18 protein-coding genes are annotated in these 17460 nt (G+C 62.4%); 9 read left to right on the forward strand and 9 right to left on the reverse strand.

What is annotated here, in order from left to right; genetic code table 11:
- Positions 1 to 121: 121 nt before the first annotated feature.
- The 5 genes from OEZ49_RS08580 (at position 122) to OEZ49_RS08600 (ending at position 6727) form a co-directional block, all read left to right on the forward strand.
- Positions 122 to 1462 (forward strand): glutamine synthetase family protein, encoded by a 1341-nt coding sequence (locus OEZ49_RS08580; RefSeq protein WP_263387926.1) that lies wholly within the window; start codon positions 122 to 124, stop codon positions 1460 to 1462.
- A gap of 61 nt (positions 1463 to 1523) precedes the next feature.
- Complete coding sequence (locus OEZ49_RS08585; RefSeq protein WP_263387927.1) at positions 1524 to 2204, forward strand: type 1 glutamine amidotransferase; 681 nt, start codon at positions 1524 to 1526, stop codon at positions 2202 to 2204.
- 1 nt (position 2205) lies between these two features.
- Complete coding sequence (locus OEZ49_RS08590; protein WP_263387928.1) at positions 2206 to 3564, forward strand: glutamine synthetase family protein; 1359 nt, start codon at positions 2206 to 2208, stop codon at positions 3562 to 3564.
- 158 nt (positions 3565 to 3722) lie between these two features.
- Positions 3723 to 4937 carry a DegT/DnrJ/EryC1/StrS family aminotransferase gene (locus tag OEZ49_RS08595; RefSeq protein ID WP_263387929.1) on the forward strand — a complete coding sequence of 405 codons (1215 nt, stop codon included), beginning with the start codon at positions 3723 to 3725 and terminating at the stop codon, positions 4935 to 4937.
- A gap of 74 nt (positions 4938 to 5011) precedes the next feature.
- Positions 5012 to 6727 carry an adenylate/guanylate cyclase domain-containing protein gene (locus tag OEZ49_RS08600; protein WP_263387930.1) on the forward strand — a complete coding sequence of 572 codons (1716 nt, stop codon included), beginning with the start codon at positions 5012 to 5014 and terminating at the stop codon, positions 6725 to 6727.
- A gap of 42 nt (positions 6728 to 6769) precedes the next feature.
- On the opposite strand, the gene OEZ49_RS08605 is transcribed toward OEZ49_RS08600, so the two are convergent.
- The 4 genes from OEZ49_RS08605 to OEZ49_RS08620 all read right to left on the reverse strand — a co-directional run bounded on the left by OEZ49_RS08605 (position 6770) and on the right by OEZ49_RS08620 (position 10623).
- On the reverse strand, positions 6770 to 7540 hold the full coding sequence (locus tag OEZ49_RS08605; protein ID WP_263387931.1) for a trypsin-like serine peptidase: 771 nt from the start codon (positions 7538 to 7540) through the stop codon (positions 6770 to 6772).
- A complete protein-coding gene (gene phaR, locus OEZ49_RS08610) occupies positions 7537 to 8097 on the reverse strand; it encodes a polyhydroxyalkanoate synthesis repressor PhaR (RefSeq protein ID WP_263387932.1) in 561 nt (186 codons plus the stop codon). The genes OEZ49_RS08605 and phaR overlap by 4 nt, the downstream gene beginning before the upstream one ends.
- Positions 8098 to 8242: 145 nt before the next feature.
- Entirely contained in the window at positions 8243 to 8689 is a 447-nt protein-coding gene (locus tag OEZ49_RS08615; protein WP_164132427.1) for a phasin, PhaP, read from the reverse strand.
- Positions 8690 to 8820: 131 nt separating this feature from the next.
- On the reverse strand, positions 8821 to 10623 hold the full coding sequence (locus OEZ49_RS08620; RefSeq protein ID WP_263387933.1) for a PHA/PHB synthase family protein: 1803 nt from the start codon (positions 10621 to 10623) through the stop codon (positions 8821 to 8823).
- A 111-nt stretch (positions 10624 to 10734) separates the two neighbouring features.
- Here OEZ49_RS08620 and phaZ point away from each other — a divergent pair, with 111 nt between their 5' ends.
- Together phaZ and OEZ49_RS08630 are read left to right on the forward strand one after the other, a co-directional pair.
- On the forward strand, positions 10735 to 12009 hold the full coding sequence (phaZ, locus tag OEZ49_RS08625) for a polyhydroxyalkanoate depolymerase (protein ID WP_263387934.1): 1275 nt from the start codon (positions 10735 to 10737) through the stop codon (positions 12007 to 12009).
- A 2-nt stretch (positions 12010 to 12011) separates the two neighbouring features.
- The gene (locus OEZ49_RS08630; protein WP_263387935.1) at positions 12012 to 12596 is read left to right on the forward strand and encodes a DUF6151 family protein; all 585 of its coding nucleotides are present in this window, start codon (positions 12012 to 12014) and stop codon (positions 12594 to 12596) included.
- Between the two features lie 3 nt (positions 12597 to 12599).
- Here OEZ49_RS08630 and OEZ49_RS08635 read toward each other — a convergent pair whose 3' ends face one another.
- The 5 genes from OEZ49_RS08635 to OEZ49_RS08655 form a co-directional block, all read right to left on the reverse strand.
- Entirely contained in the window at positions 12600 to 13295 is a 696-nt protein-coding gene (locus OEZ49_RS08635) for an alpha/beta fold hydrolase (protein ID WP_263387936.1), read from the reverse strand.
- Positions 13296 to 13365: 70 nt separating this feature from the next.
- Positions 13366 to 13980 (reverse strand): hypothetical protein, encoded by a 615-nt coding sequence (locus OEZ49_RS08640; RefSeq protein WP_263388025.1) that lies wholly within the window; start codon positions 13978 to 13980, stop codon positions 13366 to 13368.
- A 17-nt stretch (positions 13981 to 13997) separates the two neighbouring features.
- Positions 13998 to 14426, reverse strand: a complete 429-nt coding sequence (locus tag OEZ49_RS08645; protein WP_263387937.1) for a VOC family protein — start codon at positions 14424 to 14426, stop codon at positions 13998 to 14000.
- Positions 14426 to 15418: an alpha/beta hydrolase gene (locus tag OEZ49_RS08650; protein ID WP_263387938.1), complete on the reverse strand. Its 993-nt coding sequence runs from the start codon at positions 15416 to 15418 to the stop codon at positions 14426 to 14428. Before OEZ49_RS08650 ends, OEZ49_RS08645 begins: the two co-directional genes overlap by 1 nt.
- Positions 15418 to 16161, reverse strand: coding sequence for an alpha/beta hydrolase (locus OEZ49_RS08655; RefSeq protein ID WP_263387939.1), 744 nt, complete (start codon positions 16159 to 16161; stop codon positions 15418 to 15420). The genes OEZ49_RS08650 and OEZ49_RS08655 overlap by 1 nt, the downstream gene beginning before the upstream one ends.
- 115 nt (positions 16162 to 16276) lie before the next feature.
- On the opposite strand from OEZ49_RS08655, the gene OEZ49_RS08660 reads away from it, so the two are divergent.
- Both OEZ49_RS08660 and OEZ49_RS08665 read left to right on the forward strand, forming a co-directional pair.
- Positions 16277 to 17020: an ArsR/SmtB family transcription factor gene (locus OEZ49_RS08660; protein ID WP_263387940.1), complete on the forward strand. Its 744-nt coding sequence runs from the start codon at positions 16277 to 16279 to the stop codon at positions 17018 to 17020.
- Positions 17017 to 17430 (forward strand): MAPEG family protein, encoded by a 414-nt coding sequence (locus tag OEZ49_RS08665; protein WP_263387941.1) that lies wholly within the window; start codon positions 17017 to 17019, stop codon positions 17428 to 17430. Before OEZ49_RS08660 ends, OEZ49_RS08665 begins: the two co-directional genes overlap by 4 nt.
- The last annotated feature ends 30 nt before the right edge of the window (positions 17431 to 17460 follow it).

The following is a 17460-nucleotide window of genomic DNA, read 5'->3' on the forward strand; positions in this document are numbered from 1 at the left end:
TGCGTTTCGCGATCCGCGAATAGCAGCAAAATCAAAAGGGCGGGAAATAGAGCTTGCCAGACCCCCCGGACTGGTAGTAGGAATTTGATCAAATCTAACAGACATCGCATGAGAAGGTCCCATGCAAGCCAAGAACTGGCTGCGGAAGAACCCGCAGGTAAGAACAATTCGTGTTGCCGCCGCCGATCTGAATGGCCAGCCACGCGGCAAGCGCGTGCCCGGTCGGTTCGCCGAAAAGGCGATCGAAGGCGGTACCCGCTTTCCGATGTCGGTAATGAATCTCGACATCTGGGGCGAGGATATCGAAAACAGCCCCCTGGTGTTGGCCTCGGGCGACCGCGATGGCGTCTTGCAGCCGACGGAACGCGGTTTCATGCCAATGCCTTGGCTCGATACGCCCACCGGCCTGTTGCCGATCTGGATGTTCCACGAGGACGGCCGCCCCTACGAGGGCGACCCGCGCCACGCGCTGAACACGGTGGTGAAACGCTACAAGGCGCGCGGCCTGAAACCGGTGGTCGCGGTCGAGTTGGAGTTCTTCCTGATCGACGACAGCGGCCGTCACCTGCAAATCCCGCAATCGCCCCGCTCGGGCAAGCGGCGCAAGGCGGGCGAGATCCTGTCGGTGCGCGCGCTCGATCAGTTTGATCATTTTTTCACCGAGCTTTACGACGCCTGCGAGGTCATGGACATCCCCGCCGACACAGCCATCTCGGAAGCGGGTGTAGGCCAGTTCGAAATCAACCTGATGCACCAGGACGACGCCCTGCGCGCCGCCGATGATGCGTGGCTTTTCAAGATGTTAGTCAAAGGTCTGGCCCGTAAACACGGCTTCGCCGCCAGCTTCATGGCAAAGCCCTACGAGGACTATGCAGGCTCGGGCATGCACATGCATTTCTCGGTCCTCGACGAGGACGGCAACAATGTCTTCGACGATGGCACCGAGCGCGGCAGCGATACGTTGCTGCACGCCGTGCGCGGCTGTCTGGACGCGATGCGGGGTAGCACTTTGATCTTTGCGCCGCATGACAACAGCTATGCACGACTGGTGCCCAACGCCCATGCGCCGACCGGCGTCGCCTGGGCCTACGAGAATCGCACCGCAGCCATCCGCATCCCCTCGGGCAGCCCCGTCGCGCGCCGGATCGAACACCGGGTTGCCGGTGGCGACGTCAATCCCTACCTGATGATCGCAGCGGTTCTGGGTGCCGCGCTGAACGGAATCGAGGACGGAAAGACGCCGCCGCCCGCAGTGTCGGGCAACGCCTATGACGTCGACCTGCCGCAGATCCCCGACAGTTGGGAAGCGGCCATCGAGGCCTTCGAAACCGATCCCGCCGTGGCCCGGATCTTTGCACCCGAGCTGATCCGCAACTATGTCATGACCAAGCGGCAAGAGTATCGCTACATTCAGGAGTTGACGGATCAGGAAAAGATCGAAGTCTATCTCGATACGGTCTGAATCGCTCAGGCGACGGGCAATGCCGGGGCCCCGATCCGGCAATTGTACAATTTGGTGATACATGAAAATTGGCATCCTTCTGACCGGCCACGCCCCCGACGCCCTGATCGGCGCAACCGGCGACTATGACAGGTTCTTCCAACGCCTGCTTGGCCCTCAGAATTTTGAATTCGTGACCTTCGCGGTGGTGGACGGACAGTTTCCCGACAGCGCCGACGCGGCCGATGGCTGGCTGATCACCGGCTCGCGCCACGGGGTCTACGAAGACCACCCCTGGATCCCCCCACTCGAAGCGCTGATCCGCGAGATCCGCGACAAGGGTCAGCCGTTGATCGGCGTGTGTTTCGGCCACCAGATCATCGCCCAGGCCCTGGGCGGCAAGGTGGAGAAGTTCAAGGGCGGCTGGGCCGTCGGCCCTACCGAATACGACCTGGATGGCGAGCGCGTTACCGTGAACGCCTGGCACCAGGATCAGGTGGTGGCCCTTCCCGAAGGAGCCCGGGTCCTGGGCTCCAACGCGTTCTGCCAGAACGCGATGGTCGCCTATGGCGACAACATCTGGACCATTCAGGCGCATCCTGAATACGACAATACCTTCATAGACGGGCTGATCCGCACCCGCGGACGCGGCGTGGTACCGGACACGGTACTGAACGATGCGACCCGCCGGCTGGAAACGGCGCTGGACAGCCCCGCCATCGGTCAACGGATGGTGGACTTCTACAAGAAAGCGAGGGCCTGATATGGCCGACTGGACTGACAACCTCCCCGATGCCGCCAAGGCATACCTGGAAAACCGCCGCCTGGACGAGGTGGAATGCATCATCTCGGACTTGCCCGGCATTGCCCGTGGCAAGGCGGTTCCCGCCAGCAAATTCGCGCGGCAGGACTATTTCCACCTGCCCGACAGCATCTTTTACCAGACCATCACCGGCGACTGGGGCGATGCGGCGGGCGAAGAGGGCTTTATCGAGCGCGACATGATCCTGCGCCCCGATTACTCGACCGCCACCGCCGCCCCCTGGACCGGCGACTGGACGCTTCAGGTGATCCATGACGCCTATGACCGCGACGGCGACCCGATTCCGTTCAGCCCGCGCAACGTGCTGAAACATGTGGTCTCGCTCTATCATGCGCAGGGCTGGAAACCGGTCGTGGCGCCCGAGATGGAATTCTATCTGGTGGCCCGCAACCTCGACCCGGCCAAGGAGATCGAGCCGATGATGGGCCGCTCGGGCCGCCCGGCGGCGGCACGGCAGGCCTATTCGATGACCGCGGTCGACGAATTCGGCCCGGTGATTGACGACATCTACGACTTTGCCGAGGCGCAGGGGTTCGAGATTGACGGCATCACCCAGGAAGGCGGCGCCGGTCAGCTGGAAATCAATCTGCGGCACGGCAGCCCGGTCAAACTGGCCGACGAGGTGTTCTATTTCAAACGGCTGATCCGCGAGGCGGCACTACGCCACAATTGTTTCGCCACCTTCATGGCAAAGCCGATCGAGGACGAACCCGGCAGCGCCATGCATATTCACCATTCGATCGTGGACATGGAAACCGGCGAGAACATCTTCTCAGGCCCGCAAGGCGGCGAAACCGACGCCTTCTATCACTTCATCGCGGGTCTTCAGAACTATATGCCGTCCGGGCTGGCGGTGATGGCGCCCTATGTGAACTCGTACCGCCGCTATGTGAAAGATCACGCCGCCCCCATCAACCTGGAATGGGGCCGTGACAACCGCACCACCGGCATTCGCGTGCCGCTGTCGGGCCCGGCCGCGCGCCGGATCGAAAACCGGCTGGCGGGCATGGACTGTAACCCCTACCTGGGCATCGCGGTGTCGCTGGCCTGTGGCTATCTCGGCCTGATGGAAGAGAAACGCCCGCGCAAGCAATTCCGGGGCGACGCCTATGATGGAGAGGGCGACATTCCGCAGGTGATGGGCGATGCGCTCGACATGTTCGACGAGGCCAAGGACCTGCACGATGTACTCGGGCCGGAGTTCGCCCGCGTCTACAGCATCGTCAAACGCGCCGAATACAATGAGTTCCTTCAGGTGATTTCACCTTGGGAACGCGAACACCTGCTGCTGAACGTCTGATCAGCAGCAGATTGTTCTCCCTGTGATGCGGGAAGGGCTTGCCCTTCCCGTTTTTTTTCATCCACTCGGCGGATTTCTGTATGTCCGTTCAGGATTTTCTTGGCTCTGTTACACAACTGATTTACAATTTTGAAAGGTTGAATTCAGGAATCTCAAATATGACGCTGCCACCCAACGTTCACGACGCCGAACCCATTCCCGCCGCTGCGCGCGAAGCAATCGACGCGCTGATGCGATCGGGTGATCTGTTCCGCTATACCGCGCCGCAGGATGCGCCGGTGGCGCTGCTCGAAGCAGAGTTCGCCGAACTGCTGGGGTCGAAATATGCGCTGGCGGTGTCGTCGTGCTCGGCGGCGCTGTTCCTGTCGCTCAAGGCATTGGGTCTGCCGCGTGATGCGCGGGTGCTGATCCCGGGCTTTACCTTTGCCGCCGTACCCTCGTCCATCGTGCATGCCGATTGTATTCCGGTCCTGTGCGAGGTCGGCGCCAATTACCGGATCGACATGGGCGATTTTGCGGCCAAGCTTGAGGGTGTGCAGGCCGTGATCATCAGCCATATGCGCGGCCATACCTCGGACATGGACAGGGTCATGGCGCTCTGCGATGCGCGCGGTATCCCGGTGATCGAGGACGCGGCGCATTCTTTGGGGACCACATGGCACGGGCGCAATATCGGCACTATCGGCCGGGTCGGCTGTTTCTCGTTCCAGTCTTACAAGATGATTAATGCGGGCGAAGGCGGCATCCTGGTCACCGATGACGCCGATCTGGTGGCGCGCGCGGTGATCATGTCGGGCGCGTATGAGCATAACTGGAAGAAACACAAGGGTCCGGAGGGGCAGAATTCGCCGGAACTGGCCGAGGCCTTTGCCCGCTGGCAGAACAAGCTGCCGCTTTACAATCTGCGCATGTCGAACCTGAGCGCCGCAGTGATCCGGCCGCAAATCCCCGAACTGGCACGCCGGGTGCGCGACGGGCTGGTCAATCACGACTATGTGGCGGGTCGCCTGAACACGTCCCCCTTCATCGACGTCCCTGCCCCGTTGGCGCCGGAACAGCGCGCCCCGGATTCGATCCAGTTCAACTTGATCGGTCTGGACGAGGCGGAAACCCGCGCCTTTGCCGCAGCCGCCGAGCGGCGTGGGGTCAAGGTGCAGATCTTTGGCCTGAGCGAAGATAATGCCCGCGCCTTCTGGAACTGGCAGTTCCTGGGCGATGTACCCGAGCTGCCGCAGACCCGCGCCATGCTGATGCGCGCCTGCGACGTGCGCCTGCCGGTGCGGCTGAGCCGGGCTGAGTTGGACGTGATCGCCGAAATCCTGCTGGCCGCAATGGCCGAGGTGACCGGCCCCGCCCGGGCCTATGGGACCTGAGGCATAGATTTTCCTAGGAAAATCGCCGCCGTTTTGTTGGAATGGGCTTGCCCGTTCCAACAGAGCAGACCCCGATGACCCGACGCCTGACCGCTATTCTTGCTGCCGATGTCGTCGGGTTTTCCGCGATGATGGGCCGGGACGAGGTCGGCACGCTGGCCCGCTTGATCAACATGCGCAAGACCGTGTTCGACCCGGAAGTCGCGCGTACCGGCGGCCGGGTCGTCAAATTGATGGGCGACGGCGCGCTGGTCGAGTTTTCCAGCGTCGCCAATGCGGTGTCCTGCGCCATCGCGGTACAGGAAAGGCTGGCCTCAGATCCAACGCTGAAACTGCGGATCGGGATCAATCTGGGCGACGTGATTCTTCAAGGATCCGATCTTTACGGCGACGGTGTGAACATCGCCGCGCGGCTCGAGGCGCTGGCCGAACCCGGCGGTATCTGCGTTTCTGGCCCGGTTGCCGACAGCCTGGGCAGCCGACTGGACCCGCGTTTTGCCGATACCGGATTGCAGCAGCTCAAGAACATCGAAAAACCTGTCCGGGTGTTGCGCTGGTTGCCGGACATGGAGCCCGAAGCAGCCCTGGCCGAACCGGGGTTCGACCGGCCAGGCATTGCGGTTCTGGCCTTTGACAACATGTCCGCCGACCCCGAGCAGGAGTATTTCTCGGACGGGATCGCCGAGGACATCATCACCGCCCTGTCGCATTTCCGCGAATTCAAGGTCATCGCCCGCAACACGACCTTCACCTACAAGGGCAAGGCCGTTCGCGTCGATCAGGTCTGCCGGGATCTCGGCGTGCGTTATCTGCTCGAAGGCAGCGTCCGCAAGGCTGGTAACAAGATTCGTGTCACGGGGCAGTTGATCGACGGCGAGACCGGTGCCCATCTCTGGGCGGACCGCTACGACCGCTCGATCGACGACATCTTTGCGGTTCAGGACGAGATCACCCAGGCCATTGTCGAGGCGGTGGCGCCCGAGACCATGAACGCCGAGTTCAAACGCGCCCGCAGCCGGCCCGAAAGCCTGTCATCCTGGGACAAGGTCCTGCGCGCGCGCTGGCATCTGGGTAAGTTCTTGCAGCCCGACAACGAAGAGGCGCGCGCCCTGCTGAGCCAGATCGTCGCCAGCGACCCCAACATGAGCGAAGCGCATGCCGGGATCGCGCTCTGCGATCTGATGGCCATGCTGCATGTCTGGCGCACCGACACGGGGGCTGCGATCCAATCGGCCAAGGCGTCGGCGGAAAAAGCGGTCGAACAGGACGACAACAACGCCAATGCCCATGCCATTCTGGGCATGGCCTGCAACTTTGCCCGCGATTTCGAAGAAGGTGAAACCCATCTGATGCGTGCGATCCGGCTCAACCCCAACCTGGCGGTCGGATACGGGAACTGCGCCGCGCTCTACGGTGTCTCCGGCCAGTACCCCGAGGCAAAGGCGGCCTATGAACGGGCCGCGGCGCTCAGCCCGCGGGATCCTTTGAAACCTTTCTGGCGGGGTGGTTTCGGCATCGGTGCCTATGTCGCCGCGGATTACGAAACCTGCCTGAACAATGCGCAGGCAGGCCTGCGGGAAACACCGGGATATGCCTCGCTGATGCGGCAGGAAGCTGCTGCACTGGCAATGCTGGGAAGACAAGAAGAGGCGCACGCCTCGGTCGGCAGGCTGCTGGACAAAATGCCCGGTCTGACCGTGACACGCGTCCGCGCGATTGTTCCGGTCCGGCACGAGGATGATTGGGAGCGCTGGCTGGAGGGGCTGCGCCGGGCCGGTTTGCCGGAATAAGCACCGCGCTACGAGAGCGATGTTCACGCGGACTTGCGGCCTTCACTCTTGGTTCAGGTCGAACATCGCCACTGGCAGGAAAAGAACCGAAACGCCTTCGGCCGTTGGCGCGATACGGGACACGATCGCCGCCACGCTGGGCCGCTCGGCCGAGCCGGTCAGCAGCGGCGCACCGGAATCGCCCTGCATCACCGGGCAGATCCCGCGCAGCAACCCACCTGCCTTCGAGGGTACAGAGCAACCATCTGTCACGCTCAGCACTTGCGGGCGCAATCCGCTGTATCCCGCAACGAAACCGGATTTTCCAGGCAGGGTAACTGGCAGCATCCCGACCGACCGGCCCAAGGGCTGAACCAGTTCCAGCACCGCCCAATCGAGCACTGGATCGGCGTGAAACTCGCCGCCGACACCCTGTTTCGGATCGAGCCGATAACGGCGCACGGGCGAACTCGCCGTTGCCTCGCCCCGCTGGTATCCCGCCACGAATTGCACCGCCCCCGGAGGAATCCAGCGTTTGCGCGCCTGATGGTACAGACAATGGGCTGCCGTCAGCACCAACCGCTCGGCAATCAGAACACCGGTGCAATGAAACCGGGCCTCGGGACCGGCGAAGTTCACGCGGCCGATGGCGCGCCAGGGGGGCTGCGCCGCGTCCACGATCCGGCGCGCCCGGATGTCCGAACATCCGGTATCGGATTGGCGACCCAATCCGCATATTCCGTCATAGTCGGGTGTCAGAACACCCTGCGCCTGCCCTGCACCGATCGGCAGCAGGGCCAGCAAAGCCAGCAGCCAAAGCCGTCCAAAGATCAACTCAGCTTGGAAAGCTTGCGCTGCAACTCGGCCAGTTGTTTCTTGATATCGTCCAGATCCTCGCCCGAGTCCGACGTACCGGCTTCATCCTGCTTGCGCCCGGGGCCGCTCCAATTGCCGCCAAGCCCGCCGGTCATGGCGCGAATGAATGCCTCCTGCTGGGCCTTGAGCGCCTCGAACCCGGGTATCTGGGCCATCGGGTTCATCGCGTTCATGTTCTCCATCAGCTTGGACTGGCTGTCGCGCAGCATGTCGAACGAGCTTTGCAGGAACTGGGGCATCATACCGCCTCCCGGCAACATGTAGCTGCGCACGAGGTCGTTGAGCACGTTCACCGGCAGCACGTTTTCACCGCGGCTCTCATGCTCGGCAATGATCTGAAGCAGGTATTGCCGCGTCAGGTCGTCGCCGGATTTCAGGTCGATGATCTGCACCTCACGCCCGGCGCGGATGAACCCGGCGATATCTTCCAGCGTCACGTAATCGCTGGTCTCGGTGTTATAAAGGCGCCGGCTGGCATAACGCTTGATCAGCAGCGGCTTGTCTCCATCGCCCAAGGCGAACCCTCCCCATTTTTATCGCGCTGCGGCAAAGCCTATGCGAGCGCAGCACAAAAGAAAAGAGAAAGGGCAGGTCTTTCGACCTGCCCAGCGGGTTCACACCAAAGGGGGGAGGAGAGAGGGTGCGCCCCCGCGCTTTCGCTTACTTTGCAGCTGCGGCTTTCTTTGCAGCGGCGGTCACGTCGTTGGTGGCCTTTTTCACGGCTGCGGTCGCATCTTCGGTGATGTCCTTGCCAGCGGCCATCAGCAGCTCGACGGTGTCCATCTGCACTTTCTTCGCAACTTCGGCGAAGGCGGCCATGTTCTCGGCGGCAACTTCAGCCGACGCGCTGGCGAAATCGGTCATCGCCTTGGCATAGTCTGCCGGCTCTGCCTTTGCTTTCGACATGTCGCTCAGCTTGGCCAGGGTTTCCTTGGTCCACTTGCTGGAGATCTCAGCCGATTTCTCGGCGGCTTCCAGAGCGACGCCCGACAGTTTCTCGTTCAGGGCTGCGGTCGACTTGAACGCGTCTTCCATTGCCTTGGTGTCAACCGGGAATGCACCCATCATGTCTTTCATGACGGCGGAAAAATCTTGGGTCTTTGCCATTGTCTCAATCCTCTTTGCCGGGTCCGGGCCCACCCCGTTTCCTTCGGCTTGAGAGGAATATGCTTTCTGCGATGCAGCATTTCAAGTTTTTTTTGCTGCACCGCAGAATTTTTTCACCTAAGCCCAAGAAATCAACGACTTGCCTTGGCAACCACATAGGTGCCGGGCGCCGGGCACAGGCGGGGGTGATCCGAATCACCGGTGTCCCGGGCGGGAACCTGCTTGCCCGAGCGCTTTTGCATCCAGGCATCCCACATCGGCCACCAGGAGCCTTCGTTGAAATCGGCCTCTGCCATCCACGCATCGGCATCCAGCTTCAGGTCGGGGTTGGTGTAGTGGCCGTATTTCTTCTTGGACGGCGGGTTCACGATCCCGGCGATATGACCGGATTCCGACACCACAAAAGTCTTGGACTTCGATCCCATCTGCTGCACGCCGCGATAGCAATCCTTCCAGGCCGCGATGTGGTCTGTCTCGCAGGTGATCGCCATCAGCGGCACGTCCACATCGCGCACATGCAGCGTGTGGCCCATTAGGTCGAACCCTTCTCCGGCGAACTGGTTGCGCTGGCACAGGCCACGCAGATATTGCTTGGCCATCTTGCCGGGCAGGTTCGCGCCGTCGCCGTTCCAGTACAGCAGGTCGAACGCCGGCGGCGTCTCTCCCAACATATAGCTGCGGATCGCCGGGGAATAGACCAGGTCGTTTGACCGCAGATAAGAGAAAGTGCGCGCCATGATCCAGGACCGCAGCACGCCGTCCTTGTCGACCTGGTCTTCGATCCCGTCGATGAAATCGTCCTGAAGGAAGGGGGTGAACTCGCCCTGGTCCGAAAAATCGGTGAGCGCGGTGAAGAAGGTCGCCGATTTCACCGACTTGTCGCCGGTCTGCTTCATCAGCGACAGCGTCAGGCTCAGCGTGGTGCCCGCGATGCAATAGCCCACCGCATTGACCTGCTTGACCTTGCAGATCTTCTTGACCTCGTCGATAGCGGTCAGGAAACCGTCCTGAACGTAATCCTCCATCCCCACATCGGCATAGCTGGCATCCGGGTTGATCCAGCTGACCACAAAGATGGTGTAACCCTGCTCGGTCACCCATTTGATGAAACTGTTCTGCGCCTTCAGATCAAGGATGTAGAACTTGTTGATCCAGGGCGGGAACAGCACGATCGGCGTTTCATAGACAGTCTCGGTGACCGGCTTGTACTGGATCAGCTCCATCATCCGGTTGCGATACACGACATCGCCCGGCGTGGTGGCAATATTGCCGCCAACCTCAAAGGCGCTCTCGTCCGCCAGCTTGACCACCAGTTCGCCGCCATTGGCCTCGAGATCCCGGATCAGGTTCTCCAACCCTTGCAGCAGCGACCGCCCCTCGGTTTCCACCGCCCGTTCCAGCGCATCGGGGTTGGTACCCAGGAAATTGGTCGGCGCCATCAGGTCGATGATCTGCTGCGAGAAATACTTGAGCCGCTTGCGGTCCTTGTCCGGCAGATCCTCGACCGAGGCGACCGCCTGCGCCAGCGCGGCGGCGTTGGTCTGGTACTGCTGCTTGACGAAGCGGAAATAGGGGTTGGTTTCCCAAAGCGGGTTGGCAAAGCGACGATCCTTCGGCGCCCCTTCCCCTTCTTCGACCTCGCCGGTCAGCAGGGCCTGTTGCGCTTCGGCGAAATTCATCACCGACTTGCCCCAGAATTCCAGCTGCTGCTCCAGCAGCTTGGCGGGGTTCTGCCAGGCTTCGGTCCAATAGGCCGTTGCTGCCTTTGCAAAAAGCTCTTGATTCGGGGAATCCAGCGCGGGCGTATGCGGCTTCTTCCCGGCCATGAGTTCGACTAGCCGTTTGGACAGCTGTTCGACTTTGGCCATATTTTCCTTGAGCTGTTCAAAGTGTTCGCCGGTCAATTCCGGCGTATTCCCGTCACTTGTTGTCATTTTAAGGAATCCCCCTTAACGTCGCTGCTATGCAGAATACCGTCGTGGGTGTCGGGGGGCAAAGCGACGAATGGTCCAAACTCTATGGGTGTGGCTTAGGAGGCCCATTTCATGCGCTACATGATGACCTACGATTTGATGGAAACCGTTCGGAACACCAACCAGTGGCTTGGGGCGACTGCCAGCGCGATGGCATCCTATCCCGCCTTCTCGATGGTTCCCAACCCCATGTTCAACTGGATGGCCGCCTGGGGCGAGGTGACCGAGCGCACCTTCCAACGCATGGTCGTGAAACCCGACTGGGGGATCCGCACCTTTACTTGTGAGGACGGCAAGGATCACCTGGTCGAGATCACCACCGTGGTCGAGCGGGATTTCGGCGATCTCGTCCACTTCAACGTCGCCGGCCGCGAGACCCAGCCGCGCAAGGTGCTGATCGTGGCCCCGATGTCGGGACACTATGCAACGCTCTTGCGTTCGACCGTGAAGAGCCTACTGGTCAATTGCGAGGTCTATATCACCGACTGGCACAATGCCCGCGACATTCCGGTGTCCGCAGGCAAGTTTGACGTCGAGGATTACACGCTCTACCTTGTTGATTTCATGCGCGAACTTGGCCCCGACACCCATGTGGTGGCGGTTTGCCAGCCGGCACCCCTGACCCTGGCCGCGACCGCCTATCTGGCGGAACTGGACCCCAAGGCGCAGCCCAGCACACTGACCCTGATCGGCGGCCCCGTCGACCCCGACGCGACCCCGACCGAGGTCACGGATTTCGGCCGCCGCGTCACCATGGGCCAGTTGGAACAGTCGATGATCCAGCGCGTCGGGTTCAAATACCAGGGCGTTGGCCGGATGGTCTATCCCGGCCTGCTGCAACTGGCCTCCTTCATGTCGATGAACAGCGACCGTCATTCCAAGGCGTTCACGGACCAGATCTATCGCGTGATGCGCGACGAGGCATCCGACCACGACGCGCACAACAGATTCTACGATGAATATCTGGCGGTCATGGACATGACGGCGGAATTCTACCTGTCGACGGTCGAGCGGGTCTTCAAGAAACGCGAAATTGCCAGGAACCAGTTCGTGGTCGACGGCCACAAGGTGGATATCTCGAAAATCACCAATGTTGCGGTAATGACCGTCGAGGGCGCGAATGACGATATCTCGGCCCCGGGCCAGTGTATCGCCGCGCTCGACCTGTGTACCAGCCTGCCGGACAGCAAGAAGGCCAGCCATCTTGAGCCCGAGGCCGGTCATTACGGTATCTTTGCCGGCCGCAGCTGGCGCGACAACATCCGCCCGCTGGTGATCGAGTTCATGAACAACAACGCCCGCAAAGATAACAAGATCAAGGTCGCCAACACGAATTCGGCGGCCTGACAATGCCAAAGCGCCCCGCACAACCGCTGGCTTTCGCCTGCGCCTGCGGGGCGCTGTCCGGCCACCTGACTCCGGCAGCGGTGCAATCCGGGACCCATGTGGTCTGCTATTGCGCGGATTGCCGGGCCGGTGAGCTTTACTTTGATCAGCCCGATCCGGCGCCCGGCCCGGTGGATATTTTCCAGCTCAGCCCTGATGGAATCGTTATCGAAAAGGGGCGCGAGCATCTTGCGCTGATGCGCCTGTCGCCCAAAGGCTTGTTCCGCTGGTACGCCAAGTGCTGCAACACCCCGATCGCAACCACCCTGAAATCGGCCAAGACCCCCTTTGCCGGATTCAACACGCGGCGACTGACCGATACGGCCGCATTGGGGCCGGTGCGCACGCAAGGTTTCGTGCCGCAGCCCGGCGGCGGCACCAAGCACATCAACGCCATACCGGCGGTTTACGGGTTGTTGTCCCGAATGCTCTCGGCGCGGCTGTCGGGCCGCTGGCGGGAAACCCCGTTCTTTGATCCGACCACCGGCGATCCGGTGGCGGAACCCCATATCCTGACCAAGGACGAACGCCGGGCGCTCTACCCCTGACGGTCAGACCGCCAGCCAGCCGCGCAGATGCTCTGTCACCGTCTCGGGTGTCTCCAGCGTCGGCAGGTGACCCGCATCCTCGATCACGCTGAGTTCCGCCCCGCTGATCAGATCCGCCAGGAAGCTGTGCCGCCGGACCGAGGTCATGCGGTCATGCGCGCCGCACAGGATGAGGGTCGGCACCTTGATCTTGCGCAGGGTGCCCTGCTGATCGGGGCGCCGTTGCAGCGCCTTCATTTGCCGTACAAAGACATCTGGGCCCAGCCCCAGCCCCATGTCGCGCACCAGATCCAGCAGCGCCATCCGCCCCGGCCCCGGCGCCAGTGTCTCGGGCCGCATCATCTGGGCCAGGGCCTGGTCCAGCTTACCCACCCGTGCGCTGATCATCAGCGGCTCGCGTGCGGCGGCGACCTGCGGCGTATCAGTTGTCGCGTCGGTGGACATCAGGCACAGCCGCGTGACCCGCTCGGGCGCCCGCCGCATCAGTTCCATCGCCACGATCCCGCCCATGCTGAGCCCCGCCAGCGCGAACCGGGCCGGAAGCTGCGGCAGGATCGCCTTGGCGATCTCCTCGATGCGTTCAGACTGGGTGATCGGGCAGAAGGTGACGGCCCGGTCAGCCGACAAATGGCGGATCTGATGATCGAAAAGCCGCACATCACAGGCCATGCCCGGCAACAAAACCAGGGGTTCGGTCATTGTCGTCCTTTCCGCCACTCACCTCAACTGGCTGCAGAATGGGCATTTTCGGGCGACCGGACAAGCCCTCTCAGGGATACCTGATGCCACGGAAGGGCGGGAAGTCGGCATAGGCCGCCTGACGGTCGTACACAGGCACCGGCGGCTCTTCTCCCGCCACCACCAGCCGCCCGCGCGGCGCGATATAGCTGTCGATCCGGCGCAGCGGCACGGGCCGCCACACCAGGTTGAAGGCGCAGAGCTTGGGAAAAAACCAGATCTCGGAATAATCCAGGTGATCGTGCAGCCACCAGGCTAGATCGCGCCAGTCGCGCCCCTGCGCGTAGCGGTCCGCGAACCAGGGGATGACCACCGATGCTCCGGCAATCCGCGCCTCTCCCCGCCCCCGGTCCCAGATGTGGCATTCCAGCGGATGATCGTTGCGGGCGCAATTCAGCCGGTTTTCATTTCCGAACCGGTTGAGCGCCGCCGAGCGATAGCCCGAGCGCACCGCGATACGGCCAAAGGTCTCCTCCAGCGGATCCATCAGCGTTTCGCAAAAGGCCCGCCCGGTCTCGATCGCCAGATCGGGATCGTCGGGAATGTTCTGTTTCTCGTGAAAACTGCCGATCTCGGAGTAAAGGAAATCGCGCATGAAGAAATGCCGTGACAGGCGCACACGACCCAGGGTCTCCAGGCTCCACATGCTGCCCGGGCGGCGCATCAGCCGTACCCGTTCCAGCGAAACTCTCCATTCGGTCCCAGCGCCGAAAACGGGTTATGGGCGATCTCCCAGATGCTGCCGTCTGGGGCGCGGAAATAGCCGTGATAGCCGCCCCAGAACACATCTGAGGCAGGTTTCAGGATTTCGGCCCCCGCCGCTTGCGCCCGGTCGAGCAGCGCATCGACCGTTTCCCGGTCGCGGCAATTGTGGCTCAGCGTCATTGCCCCCTGCCCCAGCGACGCCACTGGCAGGCCGATATCTTTGGCCAACGCGTCCAGCGGGTAAAGGCCCAGCACCTGCCCGATCAGGTCAAAGGCGATCACCCCGTCCGACGTCTCGACCCGGCGCCATCCCAGCGCCTCGTAAAAGGATGCCGCCGCCTCGATATCCTCGGCGCCGATGGTGATCAGGCTCACCCGCTGGTCCATCACTCTATTCCCTGTTCCCGCAGCCAGGCGAGCATGCCCGCGACCGCGATATCGGTCTGCCCCGGCGACATGATATCGCCCGCGATCACATGCGAGGACGGATCGTCGCCCGGCCCCATGGTTACGGTGCGCATCTCGGCCGGTCCGCCCCAGCGCTTGGCGACCTCGCCCGTCAGATCGGGGCGCACCACCTTGTCGTCAGGCGAAAGCCAGAACAGGGCCGGCACCCGGGCCTGCCCGAAATCAAGCGCCATCACCGTCTTGACCAAGGCCGCCATCGGCACCAGCGCCGACCAGCTGTAACGGGTGGTCCAATAGGTGTTTTTCTCCGGATCGGGGCTGCTGGCATCCCGCTCGCCGCCCATGACCGAGGGCAACCAATAGCGCGCGCCCGGCAGGGTCGGAACAAAGGCCAGCGGATCGTTCACTCCGAAATTGGGCGAGACAAGGATCATCGCAGCCACATCGGTCGACATGCCGGGGTCAAGCGCCACCGCCGCCGCCAGCGTGCCGCCGGTCGAGGTGGACAGGACAATCACCTTTTCGCCAACCGCCCGGCCCGCCGCCAGCGCCTCGGCCGCGTCCCGCATCCAGCCTGATGCCGTGCCTTCGGTCATTGCCGCGCTGCCGCGCCCATGTCCCTGCAACCGGGTATAGACCAGATTGGCGCCCAGCGCCTGGGCGATGCGGTCGGGCACCGGGCGGATTTCCTCGGAGGTAGCCGAGAATCCGTGCAGGTAGACCAACGCATAGGGCGTCCGCCGCTCGTACCCGCCCGGCGCCCAGATCACCCGCTTTTCTACTCCAGGCACCATATCGGAAAAGCCCGACTCGATGCTCTCGAAATAGACCTGCACACCCTCGCCGAATTTGCGCGGATCGAATTCCGCGACTAGGTCCACCTCCTCATAAGGCCCAAACCACCAGGCCAGCCCCCCCGCCAGCGCAAGCACCGCAAGGGCACGCCCCAGAAACTTCCCGAGCCGCCGCATCAGCCACAACCCCGAACGTCGATCACCGCGTCCTCGATGATCTTCAGACAGGTCTCGTCCGAGAACCGGTGATCGGCGTCCTTGACCAGCAACAGCCGCATGTCAGGCCCCGTCGCCTGCTGCAAGAGCCGCATCGCCGTATCGACCGACACCGCCGTATCGGCGGTGCCTTGCAGAAAGCGCACCGGGAACGGCAGGTGCAGCGGCGCGCGCAGCACCAGATGATTACGCCCGTCCTCGATCATGCGGCGGGTAACGATATAGGGTTCCATATAGTCCGAGGGCAGTTCCACCCGGCCCTCGGCCGCCAATTGCGCCCTTTGACCCGCGTCGAACCCGGCCCACCAGCCATCTTCGGTGAAATCCGGCGCGGCGGCGATGGTGACCATGCCCGCAATGCGGTCCGCCCGCGCCCGCGCCAAAAGCAGCGCCTGCCAGCCGCCCATCGACGAGCCGACCACGATCAACGGTCCCTCGGTCAGGCTATCGACCGCGGCCAGCGTGTCCTGATGCCAATCGCCGATCGCGCCCTCGTCGAATATGCCTGAGCTTTCGCCATGTCCCGAGTAATCGAACCGCAGAAACGCATGCCCTCGCGCCCGCGCCCAGGCCTCCAGATGCACGGCCTTGGTGCCTTCCATGTCCGATTTCAGCCCGCCCAGGAACACGATGCAGGGACCGTCGCCCGGGGTGAGTTGATAGGCGAGGCTGCGCCCCCGGTCGGTTGTCAGAGTATCGCTCACCTGGCTTTTCCTTTGCTGGTCGTTTTTCCCAAGCCTCCAACGCTTTGCGGGCAGGTGCAAGGATCATTAAGTTACCATATTGTCACGTGACTATAGAATCACATATAGTCGATCCATGGACACGCTCTTCAAAGCTCTCAACGACCCCGCCCGCCGCGCCATTCTGGACCAGTTGCGCCAGAAGGACGGGCAAAGCCTGAGCGAGCTGGAAAGCAAGTTCGACATGACCCGGTTCGGGGTCATGAAACACCTCAAGTTGCTGGAGGAGGCGCATCTGGTCCTCACCCGACGCGAGGGGCGGTTCAAATACCATTACCTCAACCCCCTGCCCTTGCAGGACATGATCAACCGCTGGGTGGCGCCCTTCCTGCAACCGCAGGCACAGGGGCTAGCAGCCTTGAAAGACAAATTGGAAACGGAGAACAGAATGGGAAAGCCCGATTTCATGATGCAGACATTCATCCGCTGCACACAGGATGCGCTTTGGGCCGCGCTGACCGAGACCGAACAGATGGCGGCCTATCACTTCCTCTGCAACGAGGTGCAGGGCAAGGTCTCGCCCGGCGAGACTGTCGAATTCATCACGCCCGCCGGGGGCGCCATGCTGCGACAGGTGACCCGGCGGCTCGACCCGAAATCACGCATCGAGATGAGTTTCGAGCCGCTTTTCATGGGACCGGGTGCCGCGGCCTCGGAAATGGTCTATCTGATCGAACCGCAGGGCGAGATCTGCAAGCTGACCATCGAACACTACAACCTTGCCGCCGGGCAAGAGGGCATCGGCGAAGGCTGGGCACGCCTGGCCGCCTCGCTCAAGAGTTATCTGGAAACCGGAACCGCGCTGAAAGGGGCCGCGTGAAGGAAAGCTTTCCCACCGAACTGGGCATTCTCACCTGCTTGATGATCCTCGCCGCCTCGCTCTGGATTCCCTATGTCGTCGGCATCGCCACCGATCCCTCGCATGAAGAGGCCTTTGCCCGGCCGGCGCAGATTTCAAATTTGCGCCCCTGGGTTCAGCGCGCCCACCGGGCACATCTGAACCTCTTGGAACAGGCGACGCCCTTTGCGGTGCTGGTGCTGATCCTGGCGCTGATGAACGGGTTCTCGACGCTGACCTACTGGACCGCGATTGCCTTCTTCTGGATCCGGGTGGTGCATGCGGCAGGCATGATCTCGGGCTATGCCCGCATGCCGCTGCGGCCGATCCTGTTCAGCGCCGGCTGGGTCTGCACCCTGATGATGGCCTATGCCATCTTTGCCGCGCGCTGACCGCGCGGCCGGCCCAAAGTTTCGCGAAAC

Source organism: Ruegeria marisflavi (assembly GCF_025673445.1).
Classification (GTDB): domain Bacteria; phylum Pseudomonadota; class Alphaproteobacteria; order Rhodobacterales; family Rhodobacteraceae; genus Ruegeria_B; species Ruegeria_B marisflavi.